Source organism: Sphingomonas rhamnosi (assembly GCF_036663615.1).
GTDB lineage: Bacteria > Pseudomonadota > Alphaproteobacteria > Sphingomonadales > Sphingomonadaceae > Sphingomonas.
In genome coordinates, this window is record NZ_JAXOJJ010000007.1 from 45936 (window position 1) to 68430 (window position 22495).

At 68.0% G+C, this 22495-nt stretch carries 21 protein-coding genes; 11 read left to right on the top strand and 10 right to left on the bottom strand.

Features of this window, described 5'->3' with window-relative positions:
* Window positions 1-113: 113 nt before the first annotated feature.
* The 7 genes from U1701_RS14725 to U1701_RS14755 all read right to left on the bottom strand — a co-directional run bounded on the left by U1701_RS14725 (window position 114) and on the right by U1701_RS14755 (window position 4830).
* A complete protein-coding gene (locus tag U1701_RS14725; protein ID WP_332783330.1) occupies window positions 114-827 on the bottom strand; it encodes a lysophospholipid acyltransferase family protein in 714 nt (237 codons plus the stop codon).
* 113 nt (window positions 828-940) lie between these two features.
* Entirely contained in the window at window positions 941-1363 is a 423-nt protein-coding gene (locus U1701_RS14730; RefSeq protein ID WP_332783331.1) for a Fur family transcriptional regulator, read from the bottom strand.
* Between the two features lie 90 nt (window positions 1364-1453).
* A complete protein-coding gene (locus U1701_RS14735; RefSeq protein WP_332783332.1) occupies window positions 1454-1927 on the bottom strand; it encodes a GNAT family N-acetyltransferase in 474 nt (157 codons plus the stop codon).
* A complete protein-coding gene (gene tsaB, locus U1701_RS14740; RefSeq protein WP_332783333.1) occupies window positions 1927-2544 on the bottom strand; it encodes a tRNA (adenosine(37)-N6)-threonylcarbamoyltransferase complex dimerization subunit type 1 TsaB in 618 nt (205 codons plus the stop codon). The genes U1701_RS14735 and tsaB overlap by 1 nt, the downstream gene beginning before the upstream one ends.
* Window positions 2545-2778: 234 nt before the next feature.
* Entirely contained in the window at window positions 2779-3366 is a 588-nt protein-coding gene (locus U1701_RS14745) for a malonic semialdehyde reductase (RefSeq protein ID WP_332783334.1), read from the bottom strand.
* The gene (locus U1701_RS14750; protein ID WP_332783335.1) at window positions 3366-3935 is read right to left on the bottom strand and encodes a NifU family protein; all 570 of its coding nucleotides are present in this window, start codon (window positions 3933-3935) and stop codon (window positions 3366-3368) included. Before U1701_RS14750 ends, U1701_RS14745 begins: the two co-directional genes overlap by 1 nt.
* Window positions 3936-4035: 100 nt before the next feature.
* Complete coding sequence (locus tag U1701_RS14755) at window positions 4036-4830, bottom strand: aspartyl/asparaginyl beta-hydroxylase domain-containing protein (protein WP_332783336.1); 795 nt, start codon at window positions 4828-4830, stop codon at window positions 4036-4038.
* Between the two features lie 150 nt (window positions 4831-4980).
* On the opposite strand from U1701_RS14755, the gene U1701_RS14760 reads away from it, so the two are divergent.
* Entirely contained in the window at window positions 4981-7884 is a 2904-nt protein-coding gene (locus U1701_RS14760; protein ID WP_332783337.1) for a M16 family metallopeptidase, read from the top strand.
* 124 nt (window positions 7885-8008) lie between these two features.
* Window positions 8009-8299, top strand: coding sequence for a GIY-YIG nuclease family protein (locus tag U1701_RS14765; RefSeq protein WP_332783338.1), 291 nt, complete (start codon window positions 8009-8011; stop codon window positions 8297-8299).
* A gap of 307 nt (window positions 8300-8606) precedes the next feature.
* Here U1701_RS14765 and U1701_RS14770 read toward each other — a convergent pair whose 3' ends face one another.
* From U1701_RS14770 to U1701_RS14780, 3 genes are all read right to left on the bottom strand, one after another.
* Complete coding sequence (locus tag U1701_RS14770) at window positions 8607-10397, bottom strand: AMP-dependent synthetase/ligase (RefSeq protein ID WP_332783339.1); 1791 nt, start codon at window positions 10395-10397, stop codon at window positions 8607-8609.
* A 61-nt stretch (window positions 10398-10458) separates the two neighbouring features.
* Complete coding sequence (gene ggt, locus U1701_RS14775; RefSeq protein WP_332783340.1) at window positions 10459-12195, bottom strand: gamma-glutamyltransferase; 1737 nt, start codon at window positions 12193-12195, stop codon at window positions 10459-10461.
* Window positions 12196-12351: 156 nt separating this feature from the next.
* Window positions 12352-13380, bottom strand: coding sequence for a quinone-dependent dihydroorotate dehydrogenase (locus tag U1701_RS14780; protein WP_332783341.1), 1029 nt, complete (start codon window positions 13378-13380; stop codon window positions 12352-12354).
* Between the two features lie 207 nt (window positions 13381-13587).
* Here U1701_RS14780 and U1701_RS14785 point away from each other — a divergent pair, with 207 nt between their 5' ends.
* From U1701_RS14785 to mtnP, 9 genes are all read left to right on the top strand, one after another.
* A complete protein-coding gene (locus U1701_RS14785; protein ID WP_332783473.1) occupies window positions 13588-14109 on the top strand; it encodes an SUF system Fe-S cluster assembly regulator in 522 nt (173 codons plus the stop codon).
* Window positions 14109-15599 carry a Fe-S cluster assembly protein SufB gene (gene sufB / locus U1701_RS14790; protein WP_332783342.1) on the top strand — a complete coding sequence of 497 codons (1491 nt, stop codon included), beginning with the start codon at window positions 14109-14111 and terminating at the stop codon, window positions 15597-15599. The genes U1701_RS14785 and sufB overlap by 1 nt, the downstream gene beginning before the upstream one ends.
* A 142-nt stretch (window positions 15600-15741) precedes the next feature.
* On the top strand, window positions 15742-16485 hold the full coding sequence (gene sufC, locus U1701_RS14795; protein ID WP_332783343.1) for a Fe-S cluster assembly ATPase SufC: 744 nt from the start codon (window positions 15742-15744) through the stop codon (window positions 16483-16485).
* A gap of 196 nt (window positions 16486-16681) precedes the next feature.
* Window positions 16682-17758, top strand: a complete 1077-nt coding sequence (locus U1701_RS14800) for a SufD family Fe-S cluster assembly protein (RefSeq protein WP_332783344.1) — start codon at window positions 16682-16684, stop codon at window positions 17756-17758.
* A gap of 206 nt (window positions 17759-17964) precedes the next feature.
* The gene (locus tag U1701_RS14805; RefSeq protein WP_332783474.1) at window positions 17965-19158 is read left to right on the top strand and encodes a cysteine desulfurase; all 1194 of its coding nucleotides are present in this window, start codon (window positions 17965-17967) and stop codon (window positions 19156-19158) included.
* Window positions 19155-19616 (top strand): SUF system Fe-S cluster assembly protein, encoded by a 462-nt coding sequence (locus U1701_RS14810; protein ID WP_332783345.1) that lies wholly within the window; start codon window positions 19155-19157, stop codon window positions 19614-19616. Before U1701_RS14805 ends, U1701_RS14810 begins: the two co-directional genes overlap by 4 nt.
* A gap of 137 nt (window positions 19617-19753) precedes the next feature.
* Window positions 19754-20107, top strand: coding sequence for a HesB/IscA family protein (locus U1701_RS14815; protein ID WP_332783346.1), 354 nt, complete (start codon window positions 19754-19756; stop codon window positions 20105-20107).
* Window positions 20108-20204: 97 nt separating this feature from the next.
* On the top strand, window positions 20205-21596 hold the full coding sequence (locus tag U1701_RS14820) for an amino acid permease (RefSeq protein WP_443026066.1): 1392 nt from the start codon (window positions 20205-20207) through the stop codon (window positions 21594-21596).
* The gene (mtnP, locus tag U1701_RS14825; RefSeq protein WP_332783347.1) at window positions 21593-22459 is read left to right on the top strand and encodes an S-methyl-5'-thioadenosine phosphorylase; all 867 of its coding nucleotides are present in this window, start codon (window positions 21593-21595) and stop codon (window positions 22457-22459) included. The genes U1701_RS14820 and mtnP overlap by 4 nt, the downstream gene beginning before the upstream one ends.
* Window positions 22460-22495 lie beyond the last annotated feature (36 nt).

Consider the following 22495-nt stretch of genomic DNA (forward strand, 5'->3'; position numbering starts at 1 on the left):
AAGGGGAGGTGCCATCGCGTAGCGATGACGGAGGGGGCCCTCCGCGAACGTAGCGTATGACGCACGCCCCCTCCACCAGCCTCGCTGGTCCCCCTCCCCGTGCCGGGGAGGATCTAGATCGACTCGATCCGGCGTCTCGCTTCGGCGGCGATGGCTTTGCGGCTGCCATAGTCTTCGGGGGCGAAGGCGTCGCAGAAGTGCAGCGTGGCCTGGAAAGTGCCTTTGCGCTTCAGCACCCGCGCCGCGTGATCCTTGCCGTGTTCGTCGCCGACCCAGGCGAGTTCGGTAGTCGCCGCGCCATAGTCGATCCGCACCGGCTGGACGCGGACTCCCGGCGGGGGTGGGTCCAGCGCAGCGAGGAGCGAAGCCTTGAACGGCGCGAGGACTATGCCGTCACCGGTGGTGCCCTCGGGAAACAGTGTCACCGGTCGGTCGGCGGCGAGCGTGTCGCGAATCTGCGCGATCTGGTCGGTGACGCCGAGCCGGTCGCCGCGGTGCACGAAGATCGTGTGGTTCAGGCGGCACAGCCAGCCGACCAGCGGCACGGTCTGGAGTTCCGATTTCGCGATGAACGCGGTGCCGGTCGCGCCCGACAGCAGCAGGATGTCGATCCAGCTGAGATGATTCGAAATCAGGACGACATCGTGGGTGAGCGGCGTACCGACGATCCGCGGCCGGGCGCCGACGATGCGCGCGACGAGGCCGAGGAAGCGGGGCGGCCAAGGCGAGCGGCGGCGGAACAGGCGCCAGATGCCGTGGAGGGGGAGCGCGATCGTCAGCGCCGCGATCAGCGCGGTGAGGCGGAGAGCGAAACGAAAACCGCCCACTCTACGTCACCCCAGCGAAGGCTGGGGTCTTCCGGTTCGGGCCGCATCGCTTCTTAACGGGGAGACCCCAGCCTTCGCTGGGGCGACGAGACCGGCGGGGTTGCAAAGCAGCGTCAGTCCTTACGGAGCAGGCTGACGCCGTACAATTCCATGCGGTGGTCGACCAGGCGGAAGCCCAATTTCTCGGCGATCGCCTTTTGCAGCTGCTCGAGCTCGGGATCGACGAATTCGATCACCTTGCCGCTCTCGACGTCGATCAGATGATCGTGGTGCGCCTCGGGTGCGGGTTCGTAGCGCGCGCGGCCGTCGCCGAAATCGTGGCGGTCGAGGATACCGGCCTCCTCGAACAGGCGGACGGTGCGATAGACGGTGGCGATCGAGATGCCGCGATCGATGGCGCTGGCGCGCTCGTACACCTTCTCGACATCGGGATGGTCCTCGGCTTCCGAAAGGACGCGCGCGATGACGCGGCGCTGCTCGGTGATGCGCAGCCCCTTCTGGTTGCAGAGCGCTTCGAGGTCGATTTTACGTGGCATGCCATGAGTTCCCTAATCGCCAAGTCCCCTACGCCCGAAGCGCTGTTGCGAAAAGGGATAGCGACTCGCAATAAGCCGATAACGTTGCGATCAGGGGATAAGTTTCCGCAAGTAGGTGTGCGCGTCGTGCGCTTCGCCGGTGCGGCTGCGATAATAGGCGCGGCGCTCGCCGACCTTCGCGAAGCCGTGGCCGGTGTAGAGTCGAACCGCGTCGTTGCTCGCGCGAACCTCCAGATGCAGCGTGGCGATGCCGGCGGCGCTGCACTCCGCCTCGACCGCGCGGAGCAGCGCGGCGCCGACGCCGCGGCGGCGGAACGCGGGCGCGACCGCGAGCAGAAGCAGTTCGGCTTCGTCGGCGACGCTGCGCGTCATCGCGAACCCCGCGGGGTCCTCGTCGACCATCGCCAGCGTCAGGCGGACGCCGGGCATCGCGAGCACGCCGATGCACTGGCTGCGCGTCCACGCTTCGCCGAAGCGCGGGTCGAACGCGGTCTGCATCAGCGCGTCGACGATCGTGATGTCGCGGGCGTCGCCGCTGCGCAGCAGGATCGTGCGGGTCGCCATCAGCGCGGGGTCTGCGGTTTGGCGTCGGGGGCGCGGCCGTAGATCGGGCGGGCGGGGAGGGTGGTCAGCGCGGGCGCCAACAGGATCGCGTCGGCGGCGTCGGGCAGCGCCTCGGTCAGGTCGAGCGATCCGTCGAGCGCGGCGAGCCAGCGGATGCCGTTGCCGACCGCGTGCAGGCCGCCGAGCGCCGCGAGCGCGGCGTCGGGCTTCAGCGACGCCAGATCGGCGTGCGGCGAGAGGTCGGCGGTGAAGGCCTGCATGAAGACCTCGCCATGCCCCCCTTCCATCACCACCGCAACGTCATCGGATGGACGCGCGGCGAAGGCGGCGGCGGCGACCAGCGACAGCGAGGAGAAGCCGGCGACCGAGGCGCCCCAGCCCAGCGCGAGCCCGCGCGCAGCCGCGATGCCGACGCGGACGCCGGTGAAGCTGCCCGGGCCGCAGTCGACCAGGATATGCGCGGCGCGGCCGCCGTCGGGAAGTGCGGCGATCATCGGGATCAGGCGCTCGGCATGGCCGCGGCCGACGACCTCGTGCGCGCGTGCGACAACGGTGCCCGATTCGATTAGGGCCACCGAGCAGGCGGCGGTGGCGGTTTCGATGACGAGCGTACGCATGGAGGTTTCCGTCACAGTAAAATCTGTCGACCGCAATGCTTCACGAACCAAACCATCGCTCGCCCCGCCAGCAATCCATTACCCCGCCAATCCGCCACCCCAGCGAAGGCTGGGGTCTCCAGGTTCGGGGCACACCGCTTCCCAACGGGGAGACCCCAGCCTTCGCTGGGGTGACGATGGGGGCGGGGGCGTCTTAGGTTGCGGCACTCGCGCGCGGCAACGAAGGACGGGCGATCAGACGATCGTGTTGAACTTGTCGAACGCCGGACGCGGCAGGCGCGGGTGGATGCTCGCAGGATCGCCGTGGCCGAGCGTCGCAATGAAGTTCGTCCGCACCGCCGGCGTATCGGAAAAGAACGCCGCGTCGACCAGTCCGGCGTCGAACCCCGACATCGGGCCGGTATCGAGCCCCAGCATCCGCGCGGCGATGATGAAATAGGCGCCCTGCAGGCTCGAATTGCGGAACGCCGAGGCGGCGCGCAGCTCGGCGTTGCCGTCGAACCACGCCTTCGCGTCGACGTGCGGGAACAGCTCGGGCAGGTGCTCGTGGAAATTGGTGTCCATCCCGATGATCACCGACACCGGCGCACCCAGCACCTTGGCCTTGTTGGTGTCGCTGCACGCGGCGGCGAGCGTCTGCTTGGCGTCGTCGCTCTTCACCCAGACCAGCCGCGCGGGCAGCTGGTTGGCGGAGGTCGGACCGAATTTCATCAGGTCCCAGATCGCGTGGAGCTCGGCATCCGCGACGGGCTGGTCGGTGTAATGGTAATAGCTGCGGGCGGTGCGGAAGACGGTGTCGAGCGCGGTGTCGTCGAGGATCATCAGACGGCCCTCACTTCGGTGACTTCGGGGACGTAGTATTTGAGCAGCTGTTCGATCCCGTTCTTGAGCGTCGCGCTCGACGACGGGCAGCCGGCGCAGGCGCCCTGCAGCTGCAGGAACACCTTGCCCTTGTCGAAGCCGCGATAGACGATGTCGCCGCCGTCGTTCGCGACCGCGGGGCGGACACGCGTCTCGATCAGCTCGCGGATCTGCGCGACGATGTCGGCGTCGGCGGGGTCGTCGGTCAGGACCTCGTCGCTGGGCACCGAGAAACCGGCGGCGGCGGGGCGGAACAACGGCATGCCCGCCGAGAAATGATCGAGCAGGATCGCGAGGATATCGGGTTTCAGGTCCGACCACGCCACGCCGGGTGCAGCAGTGACGGACACGAAGTCGCGGCCGAAGAACACGCCGGTGACGTCGCCCATGCGGAAGATCGCGTCGGCGAGCGAGCTCGCCTCGGCCTCTTCGGGGGTCGCGAAGTCGCGGGTCCCGGACTCCATGACGGTGCGTCCCGGCAGGAACTTCAGCGTCTGGGGATTGGGGGTGGGTTCTGTCTCGATCAGCATGGGGGACATGTGGCGCGGGGGGGCGCGGGGATCAAGCGCGGATGGGGAAACGGTTTCTTTCCCCCGACCACGTTTCCTGCGTTCGCAGGAACACCATATGTCAACCGTCCACGCGCCCGAGGCCGGCATTCCACCGCCCGATGTTGCGCACCGTATCCTGCACGAACGCCGAGCGCCGGACGACGCCGAGGAACAGTTCGGCGATCCACTTGCCGGGATTGCGGAGTGGCCGGGCGAACTGGATCAGCAGGACGACGCGGGTGCCGTCGGTGTCGTTCCAGACCTCGTGGTCATAGGTGTCGTCGAACACCAGAGTCTCGCCTTCGGCCCAGCGCACCACGCGACCGTCGAGGCGCATGCGGACATCACCGTCGCGCGGCACGATCAGCCCGAGATGACAGGTGATCAGCCCCTTGGTGACGCCGCGATGCGCGGGGATGTGCGTGCCGGGCGCGAGGATCGAGAAGAACGCGCTGGTGAGGCCCGGGATCTGCGCGACCAGCGCCGCGGTGCGCGGGCAGCGCGCGAGGTTGTCGGCGATCGGATAGCCGTAACCCCATAGGAAGAAAGAGCGCCATTTTCCGACTTCGGCAATCGACCGGTGGTCGGGCGAGATCGTCGCCAAGCTGGGCGAGGCGTCGCCGTCGAGCGCGACCAAGACCGCCTCGTCGCGGATCGCCCGCCACCCGTCGCGCAACGCTGCGGTCCAGGCGAAGTCGCGGACATCGAGGACGGGGGCGTTGGAGACCAGTGACGACGACGCGATCAACCGGTCGAAGCTGCCGCGCAGATGCTTGCCGACGCGGATGATCAGCGGGCGGTTCGGCTCGGCGACCATCGGCGTGACCGATTCCCGCAGCGTCGCGCGCTGTTCAAGCTCTGCCCCGACCGTCATGCCGTTCCCTGTTGCGTGGCCGCCTTCGCTGAAGCTGCCCGTGTGCGGCGGCTAGCGGCACTATGGGACCAAATGATGGCGCGGCGCAGGTGTTCGTGAACCCAAGCGCCGACGCTGGCGGTTGCGGCGCGCGACCGCTACAGAGGCGCCATGGTGTCTTTCCCGCGTGCGCTCGGCGCTCCCCTGCTGTTCCCCCTCCTCCTGGCGCTCGCGATCCCCGCGATCGGGCAATCCGTTGCCTCGCAGACCGCGCCGGGCAAGGAGACGCCGACGCTGCCGGAGCTGACGGGGATCGACACGACCGCGTGGCTCTACAAGGGCAGCGATCTGACGCGCGACGCCGACTGGAAGTTCGGGACGTTGCCGAACGGCCTGCGCTTCGCGGTGCGCAAGAATGGCGTGCCGCCGGGCCAGGTGTCGGTGCGCGTGCGGATCGACGCCGGCTCGCTGAACGAGACCGACGACGAACGCGGCTATGCGCATTTCATCGAGCATCTGTCGTTCCGCGGATCGCAATATGTCCCCGATGGCGAGGCCAAACGGGTGTGGCAGCGGTTCGGCGCGACCTTTGGCTCCGACACCAACGCGCAGACCACGCCGACCTCGACGACGTTCAAACTCGACCTGCCCTCGGCGACCGAAGCGGGGCTCGACGAGAGCCTGAAAATCATGTCGGGGATGATGGCCCAGCCGGTCATCACCGACGCCGCGGTCGCCGCCGAGCGCCCCGTCGTGCTCGCCGAACAGCGCGAGCAGCCGGGCCCGCAGGTTCGCTACGGCGATGCGATCCGCAAGGTGCTGTTCGCCGGGCAGCCGCTCGCCGACCGTTCGCCGATCGGCAACATCTCGACGCTGCAGGCCGCGACCGGCGCGACCGTGAAGGCGTTCCACGATCGCTGGTACCGGCCCGAAAACACCGTCGTGATCATTTCGGGCGACATGGACCCGGCGCTGTTCGCGCGGATGGTCGTCAAGAATTTCGCGGGCTGGAAGGGCATCGGCCCAAAGGTGCCCGCGCCCGATTTCGGCAAGCCCGATCCCAAGGCGCCGTCGTCGGGCACGATCGCCGAGCTGGCGATCCCCGCGGTGGTGACGATGGGCGTGGTGCGCCCCTGGGAATACAAGGACGACACCGTCAAGATGAACCAGGAGCGGCTGGTCGACACGATCGCGACGCGGCTGATCAGCCGGCGGCTCGAGACGCGTGCGCGCGCCGGGGGCAGCTTCCTGCAGGCGAGCGTCTCGATCGACGACGTGTCGCGCTCGGCGAACCTGACATCCGTCAACATCGTGCCGATCGGCGACGATTGGGAGGCGGCGTTGAAGGACGTCCGCGCGGTAATCGCCGACGCCGAGACGACCGCGCCGAGCCAGGCCGAGGTCGACCGCGAATATGCCGATTTCGACACGATCATGCGCACCTCGGTCGAGACCGCGCGGGTCGAGGCGGGCTCGAAACAGGCCGACGACATGGTCGGCGCGCTCGACATCCGCGAGACGGTGGCGAGCCCGCAGACCAGTTACGAGGTGCTGACCAGCGCCAAGGCGAAGGGGATGTTCACGCCCGCGACCTTGCTCGCCTCGACCAAGCGGATCTTCGACGAGGGCGTGACCCGCGTCATGGTCAACACGCGGACGCCCGACGACGGGGCGGCGGCGAAGCTCGCGGCGGCGCTCGCCGTCGACGTGAAGGGGCTGGCGGGCAAGCGCCGCACACAGGCCTCGGTCGATTTCTCGAAGCTGCCGTCGCTCGGCAAGCCCGGGACAGTCGCGTCGCGGACGAAAATCCCGCAGTTCGACATGGAGCAGGTGAATTTCGCCAACGGCACGCGGTTGCTGATGTTCCCCAACGCCGGCGAGACGGGGCGCGTCTATGTCCGCGTGCGGTTCGGGGGTGGCTATGCGGCGCTACCGGCGGATCGGCCGACGCCGGCCTGGGCGGGCGACCTCGCGCTGGTCGCGGGCGGGATCGGCAAGCTCGACCAGGGCGACCTCGACCAGCTGACCGCGGGGCGTCGGATCGGGCTCGATTTCGGGATCGACGACGATGCGTTCACGCTGGGCGCGCTGACGTCGCCGGCGGATTATGCCGACCAGCTGCGGCTGATGGCGGCGAAGCTGGCGTTCCCGGGTTGGGATCCGGCACCGGTGGCGCGCGCGCGGGCGGCGGCTTTGGCCGGGTTCGCAGGGTATGATTCGTCCCCCGACGGCGTGCTGTCGCGCGACTTGGAAGGCCTGCTGCGCGCCGGCGATCCGCGCTGGGGCACGCCGTCCAAGGCGACGGTCGAGGCGCTCAATGCCAAGGATTTCCGCAGCTTCTGGGAGCCGTTGCTCAAGACCGGGCCGATCGAGGTGTCGGTGTTCGGCGACGTCAAGGCGGACGACGTGATCGCCGCGGTGGCGAAGAGCTTCGGCGCGATGAAGCCGCGTCCCGCCACACCGGTGGTGGCGCCGGTGGTGCGCTTCCCCGCGCACAATACGAAACCGGTGATGCGCGCGCATACCGGCCCCGAGAACCAGGCCGCGGCGGTGATCGCGTGGCCGACCGCGGGCGGTATCGCCGACATCGCCGAAAGCCGTCGCCTCGACGTGCTGGCGCAGGTGTTCAGCGACCGGCTGTTCGAACGGCTGCGCCAGGCGGCTGGCGCGAGCTACAGCCCCAACGTGTCGAGCCAATGGCCTACCGGCATGACCAGCGGCGGGCGGCTGCTCGCGATCGGCCAGGTCGCGCCCGACAAGGTGCCGTTCTTCTTCGAGATCGCGCGGAAAATCGCGGCGGAGCTGGTGTCGACGCCGATCCCCGCGGACGAGCTCGAGCGGATCCGCAAGCCGATGGGGCAGTACATCATGCGCGCCTCGACCGGGAACCAGTTCTGGCTGCAGCAGCTGGGCGGCGCGACGTTCGACCCGCGCAAGATCGACGCGACTCAGCGCATCGCGAGCGATCTGGCGACGACGACCCCGGCGGAATTGCAGGCGACGGCTGCGCGGTGGCTGCGGCCGGACAAGGACTGGACGATGGCGGTGGTGCCGGCGGGGGCGGCGAAGAAGTAGACGTTTGGGGCAGCGTGTTGCGCCGTCTTGGGAGACCCCAGCCTGCGCTGGGGTGACGGGTTTAGCGTCACCGTCATGCCAGCGAAGGCTGGCATCTCTCGTTTGAGCCGGATAGCCTCGCCGCATGCCGTACGGCGGCTGGACCTACATCATGGCGAGCAAGCCGTACGGCATGCTTTACGTCGGTGTGACGAATCATCTCGCTGCCCGCGTTGACCAGCATCGGCGTGATGTCGGCTCTGCATTTTGTCGGCGGTACGGTATCAAGACACTCGTGTTCGCCGAGGCGCACGAGACGATCCAGGCCGCGATCTGGCGCGAGAAGGCCCTTAAAGCCTGGAACCGCGCGTGGAAGATACGACTGATCGAGGAATTGAATCCCGAATGGCGCGATCTGTACGAGACGCTGGCCTAGAACAGGTTGGTGACGAAGGGGGCGATGCCCTCTCCCAACTCGTCATGCCAGCGTAGGCTGGCATCTCTCGCTTGGGGCGGGTCGGTTGCCCCAAACGGGAGACCCCAGCCTAAGCTGGGGTGACGGGTGTGTGGGGAGGGGCGCCACGCCCCACTCCGTCATCCCCTACCCCGTCATCCCATACCCCGTCATGCCAGCGCAGGCTGGCATCTCCTGCTCGTGTCGGACCGGTTGCCCCAAACGGGGAGACCCCAGCCTTCGCTGGGGTGACGACCGGGGGAAGTGGCATGCCCCGCAGGTGCAAGCTTCACCCCTTGTACAACGCGTCCAGCCGGTCCCCATAGGCCTGCTTGATCACGTGCCGCCGGATCTTCAAACTCGGCGTCAGCTGTTCGTTCTCGATTCCAAACGGCGCATCCGCCAGCACGAACCGCCGGATGCGTTCCGTCACCGTCAGGTCCTTGTTCACGCGCTCGATCGCGGCCCCCAGCGCGGTGCGGTATTCGCTGTTCTCGGCCAACCGCGCGAAGCTGCAGGTGTCGCCGTTGGCAGCGCACCATTCCTGCGTCCATTCGGGATCGGGCACGATCAGCGCGACCATATAGGGGCGGCGGTCGCCAGCGATCATCGCCTGGACGATCTCGGGTTGCAGAGTCAGCATCCCTTCGACCTTCTGGGGCGCGATGTTGTCACCCTTGTCGTTGATGATCAGGTCCTTCTTGCGGTCGGTGATGCGGATCCGGCCGTTGGCGTCGATCTCGCCGATGTCGCCGGTGTGCAGCCAGCCGTCCTTCAGCACCCGCGCGGTTTCGGCCTCGTTGCGCCAATAGCCGTGCATCACGAGCTCGCCCTTGACGAGGATTTCGCCGTCCTCGGCGATGCGGACCTCGGTATCCTTCAGCGGCGGGCCGACCGAGTCCATGCGGACGCCGGCCTTGGGGCGGTTGCACGAGATCACCGGCGCGGCCTCGGTCTGGCCATAGCCCTGCAGGAAGGTGAGGCCGAGCGCCTCGAAGAACATGCCCACCTCGGGGTTGAGCGGCGCGCCGCCCGAGATCATCGCCTTCATCCGGCCGCCGAATTTCTTCGCGATCTTGGGCTTGAACAGCGTCGCGACCGCCGCCTGCATCGGCCGGTCGATCAGGCGCAACTGGCCGCGATAGCGCCGCGCGCCGACCTCGAGGGCCTGGCGCAGCAGATAGGCTGACGCGCCGCCCTGCTTCTCGATCGTCTTCGAGATCCGCGTGCGCAGCACCTCGAACAGCCGGGGCACGACGAACATGATCGTCGGGCGGGTCTCCTCGATGTTCGCGGCGAGCTTTTCGAGGCCCTCGGCGTAATAGATTTGGCCCCCGAGCGAGATCGGGAAATGCTGACCGCCGGTATGTTCATAGGCGTGGCTGAGCGGCAGGAACGACAGGAACACCTCGTTGTCCCAGCCGAAATCCTCCGAGATCACGTCCGCGCAGCCGGCGCAATTGTGCAGGATCGCGCCGTGATGCTGCATCACGCCGCGCGGCGATCCGCCGGTGCCGCTGGTGTAGATGATGCAGGCGAGGTCGCTGCGCGTGAAGTCGGCCTGCGCGGCGGCGACGTCGGGATCGGTCGGGTTGGCAGCGATCAGCGCGTGCCAGTCGTGGAAATCGACGCTGGCGGGCGAGATGCGCATCGAATCGATCCCGATCACGGTCTGCGCCAGGTTCGACTTGAGCACCGCGGGCATCAGCGTCTTGGCGAGCTTCGCGGTCGACACGATCACCGCACAGGCGCCCGAATTCTCGATCACGTGGATGTGATCGCGTTCGGTGTTGGTGACATAGGCGGGCACCGTCACGCACCCCGCGGCCATGATCGCCAGATCGCTAAGGCACCATTCGGGGCGGTTTTCGCTGACCAGCATCACGCGGTCGCCGCGTTTCAGCCCGCACGCCTTCAGCCCGGCGGCAAGGCTCGCGACCTGGCGCGCGGCATCGGCCCAGCTGGTCGCGACCCAGGCGCCGCTGGTCTTGGTCCACAGGAACGGCGCGTCGCCGCGCTCGCGCGCGCGCGTGAAGAACATCGTCACGAGGTTCGGGAAATATTCGAGCTGGCGGGCCATCGTCTCTCCTAACGCGCCCTGTGCGGGCGTCGTCCTTTATGCCGTCGGTGGTTTCGCGGCGTTATTCCGGTGCGCGTTGTAGCACACCGACGCGCTGGATCGGCGCGACTTTGCCATCCTCGTGCATCGCGACGCCTTCGCTGCGGGGATCGGCGGCACCGACCCAGCGATTGCCGACGCGCTCGATCGCGTTCGCCTTGAGGCCCAGCGCCGCGACCTGAACGGTCTCGCCGAGCGCCCGCAGCGCGGGGACCATCGCCTCGCGCTCGGTGCCCTTTTCGGCGGCGGCGACGGGGCCGGGCGCGTAGAGCAGCCCGAGCGCGATCGCATCCTGCGCCGACAGCCTCCAGTCGACCACGCCGACGATCGCTTTCGCGACCTGCGCGATGATCGTCGATCCGCCCGCCGCGCCGACCGCGAGGCGGACCTTGCCGTCGGGACCGTAGACGATCGTCGGCGACATCGAGCTGCGCGGCCGCTTGCCGCCCTCGACTCGGTTGGCGACCAGATAGCCGTTCTTGTCGGGCACGATGTCGAAATCGGTCAGCTGGTTGTTGAGCACGGTGCCGTCGACGGTCAGGCCCGATCCGAAATAGCCCTCGACCGTCGTCGTGACCTCGACGACGTTGCCGCGCGAATCGACCGCGGCGAGGCTGGTGGTGCCGGCGACCTCGCTGACCGGCGCGGGCTGGCGCTGCGGCGCGCCGGGGGGTGTGCCCGCCGACACGGTCGCCATCGTGGTGGTAGGCGAGATCAGCGCCGAGCGTGTGGTGAGATAGGCGGGGTCGAGCATGCCCTTGATCGGCACCGAGACATGATCCGGATCGCCGACATAGAGGTTGCGATCGGCATAGGCGAGCCGCGAGCTTTCAGCGAACAGGTGCCACGCCTGCGCGCTGTCCTTTCCCAGGCCGGTCATGTCGAAGCGTTCGAGCTGTTTGAGGATCATCAGCACGGTGACGCCGCCGGACGAGGGCGGGCCCATGCCGCACACCTTGTACACGCGGTATTTGATGCATACCGGATCGCGCCGCACGGCGTCGTAGGTGGCGAGGTCCCCGAGCGTCATCTTCGACGGATTGCGCGCGGCACCGTTGACGGTGGCGACGATCTTCTGCGCTTCGGGGCCGACATAGAAGCTGTCCGGGCCGCGGGTCGCGATGCGTTCGAGCAGCGCGGCCTGGGCGGGGTTCTTCACCGTATCGCCGATCGCGACAGGGCTGCCATCGGCTTTGGAGAACAGCGCGCGCGTCTCGGGCGTGACGTGCCCGCCGTACGCCGCCATGCCGTTGACGAGGCGCGGGGTGACCTGGAAGCCGCCCTTTGCGAGCCGAATGGCGGGCTGGAACAGCCGCGCCCAGGGCAGCTTGCCGCCGGCGCGATGCGCCATCGCCATGCCGCGCAGCGCGCCGGGCACGCCGACGCTGCGCCCGCCGGGGACCGCGTCGTCATGGCTCAAGGGCGTGCCGTCGGCGGCGTAGAACCAGCGCCCGTCGGCGGCGGCAGGCGCCTTTTCGCGGAAGTCGATCGTGCTGAGCGCGCCGTCGGCGCCTTGCGCGACCCAGAAGCCGCCGCCGCCGATCCCCGAGCTCTGCGGCTCGACGACGTTGAGCGCGAGCATCGTCGCGATCGCCGCATCGGTCGCGCTGCCGCCGGCGCGAAGCATCTCGACACCCGCGGCCGCGGCGCGCGGATCGGCGGCGCTGACCATGCCCTGGGGCTTTGCCGGCGCAGTCTGGCGCGCCTCCACGGCGACGGAGGGGAGGAGGAGGGCGAATGCTAGGAGCGAAGTCTTCATCGCCGGCGAGCCTAGCGCGGATCGGTCGCGAGGCAACCCGTCACGCCACCACGCCCGCCCCTACCACCCCGTCATCCCGGGCTCGACCCGGGATCCAGGGTTACGGGCCACAGCGCTCGTGGCTCTGGATCCTGACTTTCGTCAGGATGACGGCAATTAGGGGGTGCCTGTCCCGACCGCATCGGCGACGCTGGCGAAGCCGTCGCGGGCCAGGAGCGCCGACAGGTCGCGGAGAATGCGGGCGGGCAGGCCGGGGCCCTCATAGACCAAAGCGGTGTAGAGCTGGACCAGGCTGGCGCCGGCGCGGATACGGGCATAGGCCTCCGCGCCGCTGCCGATGCCGCCGACCGAGATCAGCGGCATGGCGGCACCGGTCGCCGCGCGGAAATCGGCGAGGCGCGCGCGGGCGAGGGAGGCGAGCGGTGCGCCGGACAGCCCGCCGCCTTGTGCGCCGTTGGCCGAGCGCAGGTTCGGGCGGGTGATCGTGGTGTTGTTGACGATCAGCGTGTCGATCCTGGCGTCCATGGCAGCGCGCGCGATGTCGTCGATCGCGGCGGGGGCGAGATCGGGCGCGACCTTCAGGAAGATCGGTGTCGCGCCCTTCGCCGCGGTGCAGGCGGCGAGCAGGTCGCGGAGCGCGGCGCCGTGCTGCAGGTCGCGCAGGCCGGGGGTGTTGGGCGAGCTGATGTTGATCGTGATATAGTCGGCCAGCGGCGCCGCATGGGTGATGCCGTGGACGTAATCGGCGATGCGGTCGGTGGCATCCTTGTTGGCGCCGACGTTGATGCCGAGCACGCCGGTGCGCTTCGCGGCCTTGGCGCGGGGCAGGGCGGCGTCGAGGCCGCCATTGTTGAATCCCAGCCGGTTGATGATCGCGCGGTCCTCGACGAGGCGGAAGATCCGCGGGCGCGGGTTGCCGGGTTGCGGCAACGGCGTGAGCGTGCCGATCTCGACGCTGCCGAAGCCGAGCCCGAAGAACCCGTCGATCGCGCGACCGTCCTTGTCGACGCCAGCGGCGAGGCCGAGCGGGTTGGGGAAGGTAATCCCGGCGACAGTTGTCGGGAGGTTCGGGAGGGCGGGCGCGGCGGGGGTGCCGGCCTTGCCCCAAGCCGCCAGCGCGGCGATCGTCAGGCCGTGCGCGCGTTCGGCGTCGAGGCGGAAGAGGAGCGGGTGGTAGAAGGCCATGTTCTGCCCCTAAGCGATATACTACGCCGTCGTCACCCCAGCGAAGGCTGGGGTCTCCCGGTTCAGGCCGCAGCATCTGCCACGCAGAGACCCCAGCCTTGGCTGGGGTGACGGAAAAGGCTGCGAGTCGTTCGCAGCCAAATCGGGTTGACGCCGCCCGTAGCCGGCACCATTTGCAATCGGACGAAATCGTTCCGATTGGATATCATGCGCCTTTCCAGCCTCGCCGACTATGCGGTCGTGATGATGAGCGCCGCGGCGCGTCATTGCGGTGGCGTGGCGCGGCTTAACGCGACGGTGCTGGCCGAGGAGACCGGTGTGCCGTTGCCGACCGTGCAGAAGCTGGTCAGCCGGCTGTCCGCCGCCGGGCTCATCGAGAGCACGCGTGGCACGGGTGGTGGGTTTCGCCTGTCGCGCCCGCCGGCATCGATCAACCTCGCCGAGATCATCGAAGCGGTCGAAGGGCCGATCGCGCTGACCTCCTGCGTCGACGGCGCGGCGCAGGACTGCTGCGTCGGCGACACCTGCCGGGTGAAGCCGCATTGGAACGTCGTCAACGGCGCGGTCCGCGGGGCGTTGGCAGGTGTGTCGCTCGCGAGCCTGTCCTCGTTCCCCGGCGAAGGCCGGGGCCCAGTTGGGGGACATTCCTTGGCTGAGGACCGTGCTCCCCTACTGCAACCTTCCCAACTGGACCCCGGCCTCCGCCGGGGAACGAAAGTGATCGCATAATGGCTACCCGCAACGCAGAGGCCTATGCGGCCGCGAACAAGACCTATGAGTGGGGCTTCTCGTCCGACATTGAGCAGGAGTTCGCGCCCAAGGGCCTGTCCGAGGACACGGTGCGCTTCATCTCCGCCAAGAAGGGCGAGCCGCAGTGGATGCTCGACTGGCGGCTGAAGGCGTTCGCCTTGTGGCAGACGATGGAGGCGCCCGACTGGTCGAAGCTCAACGTGCCCCCGATTGACTACCAGGACGCCTATTATTACGCCGAGCCCAAGGCCAAGCCGAAGCTCGGCAGCCTGGACGAGGTCGATCCCGAGATTCTCCGGGTCTACGAAAAGCTCGGCATCCCGATCGGCGAGCAGAAGATGCTGGCCGGCGTGGTCGAGGATCCGCTGAACGAGGACGGCACGCCCAAGCGCCGCGTCGCGGTGGATGCGGTGTTCGACAGCGTCTCGGTCGCGACGACCTTCCGCAAGGAGCTGGAGGCCGCGGGCGTGATCTTCCGGTCGATCTCCGAGGCGATCAAGGAATATCCGGAGCTCGTCCGGAAGTGGCTCGGCAAGGTCGTGCCGCAGCGCGACAACTATTTCGCGACGCTCAACTCGGCGGTCTTTTCCGACGGCACCTTCGTCTACATCCCCGAGGGCGTCCGCTGCCCGATGGAGCTGTCGACCTATTTCCGGATCAACGCCGAGAATACCGGGCAGTTCGAACGCACGCTGATCGTCGCCGACAAGGGCTCGTACGTCTCCTATCTCGAAGGCTGCACCGCGCCGATGCGCGACGAGAACCAGCTGCACGCGGCGGTCGTCGAACTCGTCGTGCTCGACGATGCCGAGATCAAATATTCGACCGTGCAGAACTGGTATCCGGGCGACGAGAACGGCGTTGGCGGGATCTATAATTTCGTCACGAAACGTGCGCTGTGCCAAGGCAAGAACTCGAAGGTGTCGTGGACGCAGGTCGAGACCGGCAGCGCGATCACGTGGAAATATCCGTCCTGCGTGCTGCTCGGCGACGGGTCGGTCGGCGAATTCTATTCGGTCGCGGTGACGAACAATCGCCAGCAGGCCGATACCGGCACGAAGATGATCCATCTCGGCAAGAATACCAGGTCGACGATTGTGTCGAAGGGGATTTCGGCGGGGCGGTCGGACAACACCTATCGCGGGCTGGTGCGCGTGGCGCCGACCGCGGAGGGCGTGCGGAATTTCACCCAGTGCGACAGCCTGCTGCTCGGCGACCAGTGCGGCGCGCATACCGTGCCGTATATCGAGGTCCGCAACCCCTCCGCGCAGATCGAGCATGAGGCGACGACGTCGAAGATCTCCGAAGACCAGCTGTTCTACGCGATGTCGCGCGGGCTGGACGCGGAGGCGGCGGTGGCGCTGATCGTCAACGGCTTCGCGCGCGAGGTGTTGCAGCAGCTGCCGATGGAGTTCGCGGTCGAGGCGCAGAAGCTGCTCGGGATTTCGCTGGAAGGGTCGGTCGGATGACCCCCATCCCCCGTCATTCCCGCGAAGGCGGGAATCCATGTCGCCTCTCGCGCAAGCGGATGGATGGATTCCCGCCTTCGCGGGAATGACGGGGTAGGGGTCGGCGTCTCGTATTTTAAGATTTGGAACTGGGCTGAATTCGATGCTGAAAATTGAAAACCTCCACGCCGAGATCGACGGCAAGGAAATCCTCAAGGGCCTGTCGCTCACCGTGAATGCGGGCGAAGTGCATGCGATCATGGGGCCGAACGGCGCGGGCAAGTCGACGCTGGGCTATGTGCTCGGCGGGCGGCCCGGCTATGAGGTGACTGCGGGATCGGTGACGTTCGATGGCCAGGACCTGCTCGAACTGGAGGCGCATGAGCGTGCGGCGGCGGGGGTGTTCCTCGGCTTCCAGTATCCGGTCGAGATTCCCGGCGTGTCGAACGTCCAGTTCCTGCGCGAGGCATTGAACGCCCAGCGCGCGACGCGGGACGAGAAGCCATTGTCGGGCGGCGAATTCCTGAAGCTCGCGCGTGGGCAGGCCGACCAGCTCGGCATGGACTACGACATGCTCAAGCGGCCGGTGAATGTCGGCTTTTCGGGCGGCGAGAAGAAGCGCAACGAGATGGTCCAGATGGGGATCATCGACCCGAAATTCGCGATTCTCGACGAGACCGACAGCGGCCTCGACATCGATGCGCTGCGGATCGTCGGCGACGGGATCAACCGGATCATGCGCCATCCCGACAAGGCGGTGCTGCTGATCACGCATTACCAGCGGCTGCTCGATTATGTTGAACCCGATTTCGTGCATGTGCTGGCCGATGGGCGGATCGTGCGGAGTGGCGGGGCGGAGCTTGCCAAGCAGCTCGAATCCGAGGGCTATGTGGGGATCGCGGCGTGATGTTCTCCCGCGCCGCAGGCGCTTTCAAGAGGAGGTTTCACGCGCAGGCGCGGAGACGCGGAGGTGTCGTCGCCGGGACGTCGCTCCCGCGGATCATCGCCGGCCGCGATTTGATAGCCCTGACGGGCCTTTCATCTTCTCTCCGCGTCTCCGCGCCTCCGCGTGAACCATCCTTCTTCTCGACGGAAATCGCACGATGAGCGACCTGCTCGACCTTCCCTCGACCCGCGAGGAATCGTGGCGCTGGGCGGACCTTTCGACACTCGTGGCCGCGACGCAGTTGCCGAAGACGGCTGCCGACGATGCGGATCATTTCCTCGATCTGCCCGGCGCGCGGCTGGTGTTCGTCGATGGCGTGCTCGACGATGCGCGGAGCGATCTGCAGGGCGTCATGCTGACAAGCATCGACGGCGGCGAGCATGTGCTCGGGCGCCGCGCGGGCGGCAAGGGCTGGGCGTTGCGGCTGGACGCGGATGCGGCGGCCGATCCGGTGCAGGTCGTGCATGTCGCGACCGGCGGCGCGAACCAGCTGCCGTGTGAGATCAGCCTCGCCGACGACGCGGTCGCGCAGGTCGTCGAGACCTATGTGGGCAGCGGCTGGAGCAACCGGCTGGCGCGGATCACGCTCGGCAAGGCGGCGCGGCTGATGCGCGCGGTGCGGATCCTGCAGGCCGACGGTTTCGTGTCGCTGCGCGAGGAGGTCGCGCTGGACGCGGGCGCGAGCCTGATCGCGACGTTCCTGGCGCTCGGCGGCGCGGGCGCGCGGATCGACGGCGCTGTGAGCGTCAACGGCGATGGCGGCTATGCGGAACTCGGCGGCGCGTTGCTGACGCGCGGGTCGGAGAACAAGGAATGCGCGGTGCGGCTGCGCCATGACGCGCTGAACGGGCAGAGCCACCAGCTATGGCGCGCGGTCGCGGCGGACCAGTCCACCGTCAGCCTGGCGGCTGCGGTCGAGGTCGCGCGGCATGCGCAGAAGACCGATGGCGAGCAGTCGCTGCGCGGGTTGCTGTTGCAGCGGACCGCGACGGTGAACCTGAAGCCCGAACTCGAGATCTTCGCGGACGACGTGAAGTGCGCGCATGGCGCGACGGTCGGGGAGCTGGATGCGAAGGCGCTGTTCTACATGGAGAGCCGCGGGATCCCGAAGCCGCGCGCGCAGGCGCTGTTGACGCGCGCGTTCGTCGGCGATGCGCTCGACCGGATCGGGAATGAGACGGTCCGCGAGGCCTTCGTCGCGGATGCGGATGCTTGGTTGGAGACCGCGTTGTGAGTGAGACCGCGCAAATCCTCCCCGGCACGGAGCGTCAGGTTGGATTGCCCCCGGCAATCCAAGATCGTGCTGGGAGCACGATCGACCTGACGCTGGGGACCAGCGAAGCTGGTGGAGGGGGTTCTCCCCTCGGTGCAGCGGCTGTGGCGAGCCCCCTCCACCACCAGCCTGCGGCTGGCGGTCCCCCTCCCCGTGCCGGGGAGGATTTGCCGCTCGACCGTGTCGCGGATTTCCCCGCGATTCCGGAGGGTTGGGCGTATCTCGATACCGCCGCCACCGCGCAGAAGCCGCAGGTGGTCATCGACGCGATCACCCGCGCCTACGACACCACCTACGCCACCGTGCACCGCGGCGTGTACCAGCGCTCCGCCGACATGACGGTCGCCTATGAGGCGGCACGCCGCACCGTCGCGCGGTTCATCGGCGCGGGGTCCGAGAATGAGATCGTGTTCGTCCGCGGCGCGACCGAGGCGATCAACCTCGTGGCGCGATGCTGGGCGGGGACGCAGCTCAAGAGCGGCGACCGCATCCTTTTGTCGATGCTCGAACATCATTCGAACATCGTGCCGTGGCAGATGGTCGCCGAACGGATCGGCGTCGCGATCGACGTGCTGCCGCTGACCGACGACCACCGCATCGATCTCGATGCGATGGAGCGGGTCATCACCCCGGCGCACAAGCTAGTCGCGCTCGGGCACGTCTCGAACGTGCTGGGCTCGGTGCTCGACGCCCGGCGCGCGACCGACATCGCGCATGCGGCCGGCGCCAAGATCCTGCTCGACGGCTGCCAGGCGGTGCCGCGGATCGCGGTCGACGTCGCAGCGATCGGGTGCGACTTCTACGTCTTTTCGGGGCACAAGCTCTACGGTCCGACCGGCATCGGCGTGCTGTGGGCGCGGCCCGAACTGCTCGACGCGATGCCGCCCTATCAGGGTGGCGGGTCGATGATAGACAAGGTGTCGTTCGCGAAGACCACCTACGCGCCGCCGCCGGGCCGGTTCGAGGCGGGGACGCCGCACATCGTCGGCGCGCTGGGGCTGGCGGCGGGGATCGACTATGTCGAGAGCATCGGCCTCGGCGCGATCCACGCGCATGAGACGGCGCTGGTGACCGCGACGCGCGAGGCGCTGTCGTCGATCAATTCGGTGCGGCTCTACGGCCCGGCGGACTCGGCCGGGATCGTCAGCTTCACGATCGAGGGGGTGCACCCGCACGACATCGGCACCATATTGGACGAGGAGCGGGTCGCGATCCGCGCCGGCCATCACTGCGCGCAGCCGCTGATGGAGGCGCTGGGCGTCGAGGCGACGGCGCGGGCGAGTTTCGGCGTGTATAACGGGCCGGCGGACGTCGAGGCGCTGGTCCGCGGCATAGAACGGGTTACGAGGATTTTCGGATGAGCGATCGGATCGAGATCGAGGAAGTGGACGCCGTGCAGGCACCGCCCAAGGCGCGTGTCGTCATGGAGACGGACTCCAACGCGGAGCGCAAGCGCGACTATCTCGAAGGGTTCCTGGCGCAGAAGCCGCAGGTCGACGCCGTCGGCGAGCCGGGCGGGGTGGTGTACGAGGCGATCATCGACGCGCTGAAGGATATCTACGACCCCGAGATCCCGGTGAACATCTATGACCTGGGGCTGATCTACGGTGTCGAGGTGACCGATGGCGGCCACGCGGTGGTGACGATGACGCTGACCACGCCGAACTGCCCGGTCGCAGAGACGATGCCGATGGAGGTCGAGATGCGCGTCGGTGCGGTGCCAGGCGTCGGCGTCGCCGAGGTCAATCTGGTGTGGGACCCGGCCTGGGACCCGCAGAAGATGTCGGACGATGCAAAGCTCGAGTTGGGCATGCTGTAACCGGAAAGCCCCCTCCCGCTGGCGGGAGGGGGTTGGGGGTGGGCTCGCGCTCCCCTCATGGCGTGCCGTTCGAGGCTGGCCGGGAGCCCACCCCCGGCCCCTCCCGCAGGCGGGAGGGGGGAAGAAGGAGGAAGATCATGGCGACCACACTTCGCGAACGCCCCGCGGCGCTGAACCTGACCGCCACAGCGCATGCGCGCATCGCGGACCTGATGGCCCGCGCGCCCGCCGACGCGATCGGCGTGAAGTTGTCGACGCCCAAGCGTGGCTGTTCGGGACTCGCCTATTCCGTAGATTACGTCACCGATGCCAAGCCGTTCGACGAGCGGATCGACACGCCGGGCGGCACGCTGTTCGTCGATGGTGGGTCGATCCTGTACCTGATCGGCTCGACGATGGACTGGGTCGAGGACGATTTCACCGCGGGCTTCGTGTTCCAGAACCCCAACGCCAAGGGTGCATGCGGGTGCGGCGAGAGCTTCACGGTCTGACTTCCACGCGTCACCCCGGGCTTGACCGGGGGTGACGGAGCCATTGATCGGCCGTCCCGTCCTGTGCCACTCACGCCCTGAGGAAAAGGGGACACGAGTGGCCGGCCTGTTACGCAAGAAGATCGTCACCGAGCAGCGACCCGAGCATCAGCTCGCGCGGACCTTGTCGTGGCCACACCTCGTCGCGATGGGCGTGGGCGGGATCGTCGGCACCGGCATCCTGACGCTGATCGGCGTCGGCGCGGGGCTTGCCGGGCCAGCCGTCATCCTCTCCTTCGTCATCGCCGGCGGCATCTGCGCCTGCGCAGCGCTCGCCTATGCCGAGATGGCGACAATGATCCCCGCGTCGGGCAGCGCCTATACCTATAGCTATGTCGTGCTCGGCGAGATCATCGCCTGGGTGGTCGGGTGGAGCCTGATCCTCGAATATTCGCTGGTGGTGTCGACCGTCGCGGTCGGCTGGTCGGGCTATGCCGCGCCGTTGCTGCGCGCGTCCGTCGGGTTCCCAGAGGCGCTGATGACTAGTCCCGAACTGGGCGGAATCCTCAATCTCCCGGCGATCGCGATCATCGCCGTCGTCGCGGCGTTGCTGTCGTTCGGCACGCGGGAGAGCGCGACGCTGAACGCACTGCTGGTGGGCGTGAAGATGATCGCGCTGACCGTGTTCGTCATCATCGCGCTGCAATATTTCGACGCGGCGAACCTGCACCCGTTCATGCCCTACGGCTTCCCCAAGGCGGTCGCCGGGGATGGCGCCGAGCGCGGGGTGATGGCGGCGGCGGCGATCATCTTCTTTGCCTTTTACGGTTTCGACGCGATCTCGACCGCGGCGGAGGAGACCAAGGATCCGTCGCGCGACCTGGCGATCGGCATCCTCGGGTCGATGGTCGCGTGCATCATCATCTACATCCTGGTCGCGGTCGCGGCGGTCGGCGCGTTGTCGTACACCCGCTTTTCGGGGTCCGCCGAGCCGCTCGCGCTGATCCTGCGCGAGATCGGACAACCGGGGTTCGCGACGTTCCTGGGCGCGAGCGCGGTGATCGCGCTGCCGACGGTGCTGCTCGCCTTCCTGTTCGGGCAGAGCCGCATCTTCTTCACGATGGCGCGTGACGGGTTGCTGCCGGTGAGCCTCGCAAAAGTGTCGCGGCGTGGTGCACCGGTGCGGATCACCTGGATCACCGCGGCGATCGTCGCGGTGATCGCCGGGCTGTTGCCGCTTGCCGAGATCGCCGCGCTGGCCAATGCGGGGACGCTCGCCGCGTTCATCGCGGTGTGCGCGTGTATGCTGGTGATGCGCCGGCGCGCGCCCGATGCCGAGCGGACGTTCCGCGCGCCCGCCGCGACCCTGGTCGGGACGACCGGCATCCTCGGCTGCCTGTACCTGTTCGTCAGCCTCCCGGCGAAGACGCAACTGTATTTCGGCGCGTGGAACCTGCTCGGGTTGCTGGTCTATTTCGCCTATGCGCGGCCGCGGGCACACGCGGTATGAGCGGCTGGACGATTGGCATCATCGGCGGCTCGGGCCTCTACGCGGTCGAGGGCATCGAAGACGGCCGCTGGCAGACCGTCGCGACGCCGTGGGGCGAACCGTCGGATGCGATCTTCACCGGACGGGTTGGCGATGTCGGCGTCGCGTTCCTGCCGCGGCATGGGCGCGGGCATCGGATTTCGCCGTCGGAGCTCAATGCTCGGGCGAATATCGATGCGTTGAAGCGGCTGGGGGTCACCGACGTGCTGGCGGTGTCGTCTGTCGGCTCGCTGGCAGAAGACCGGCCGCCGGGCAGTTTCACGGTCGTCGACCAGTTCATCGATCGCACCAAGGGGCGGCCGTCGAGCTTCTTTGGCACCGGGCTGGTCGCGCACGTCTCGATGGCGGACCCGGTCTGCCCGCGGCTGTCGGCGCTGGCGGTGGAGGCGGCGCGGGCGGCAGGCGCGCAGGTCGATTCCGGCGGCACCTATCTGGCGATGGAGGGCCCGCAATTCTCGACGCGCGCGGAAAGCCGGCTCTATCGCCAATGGGGCTGCGACATCATCGGCATGACCGCGATGCCCGAGGCGAAACTCGCACGCGAGGCCGAGCTGCCCTACGCGCTGGTCGGGATGGTGACCGATTATGATTGCTGGCGTGAGGACGAGGCCGGGGTCGATGTCGCGCAGGTGGTCGCACAGCTGGGCGCCAATGCGACCAAGGCGCGGGCGATGGTGATGCATCTGCTGCTGGCGTTGCCGGCGGAGCGGAGCGCGTCGCCGATCGACACGTGTCTGGATACGGCGCTGATCACGGCGACGGATGCGCGCGATGCGGGGTTGGTGGCGAAGCTGGATGCGGTGTTGGCGCGGGTGCTGGAGTGACCTGCATCCTCCCCTCCCTGGAAGGGAGGGGCCGGG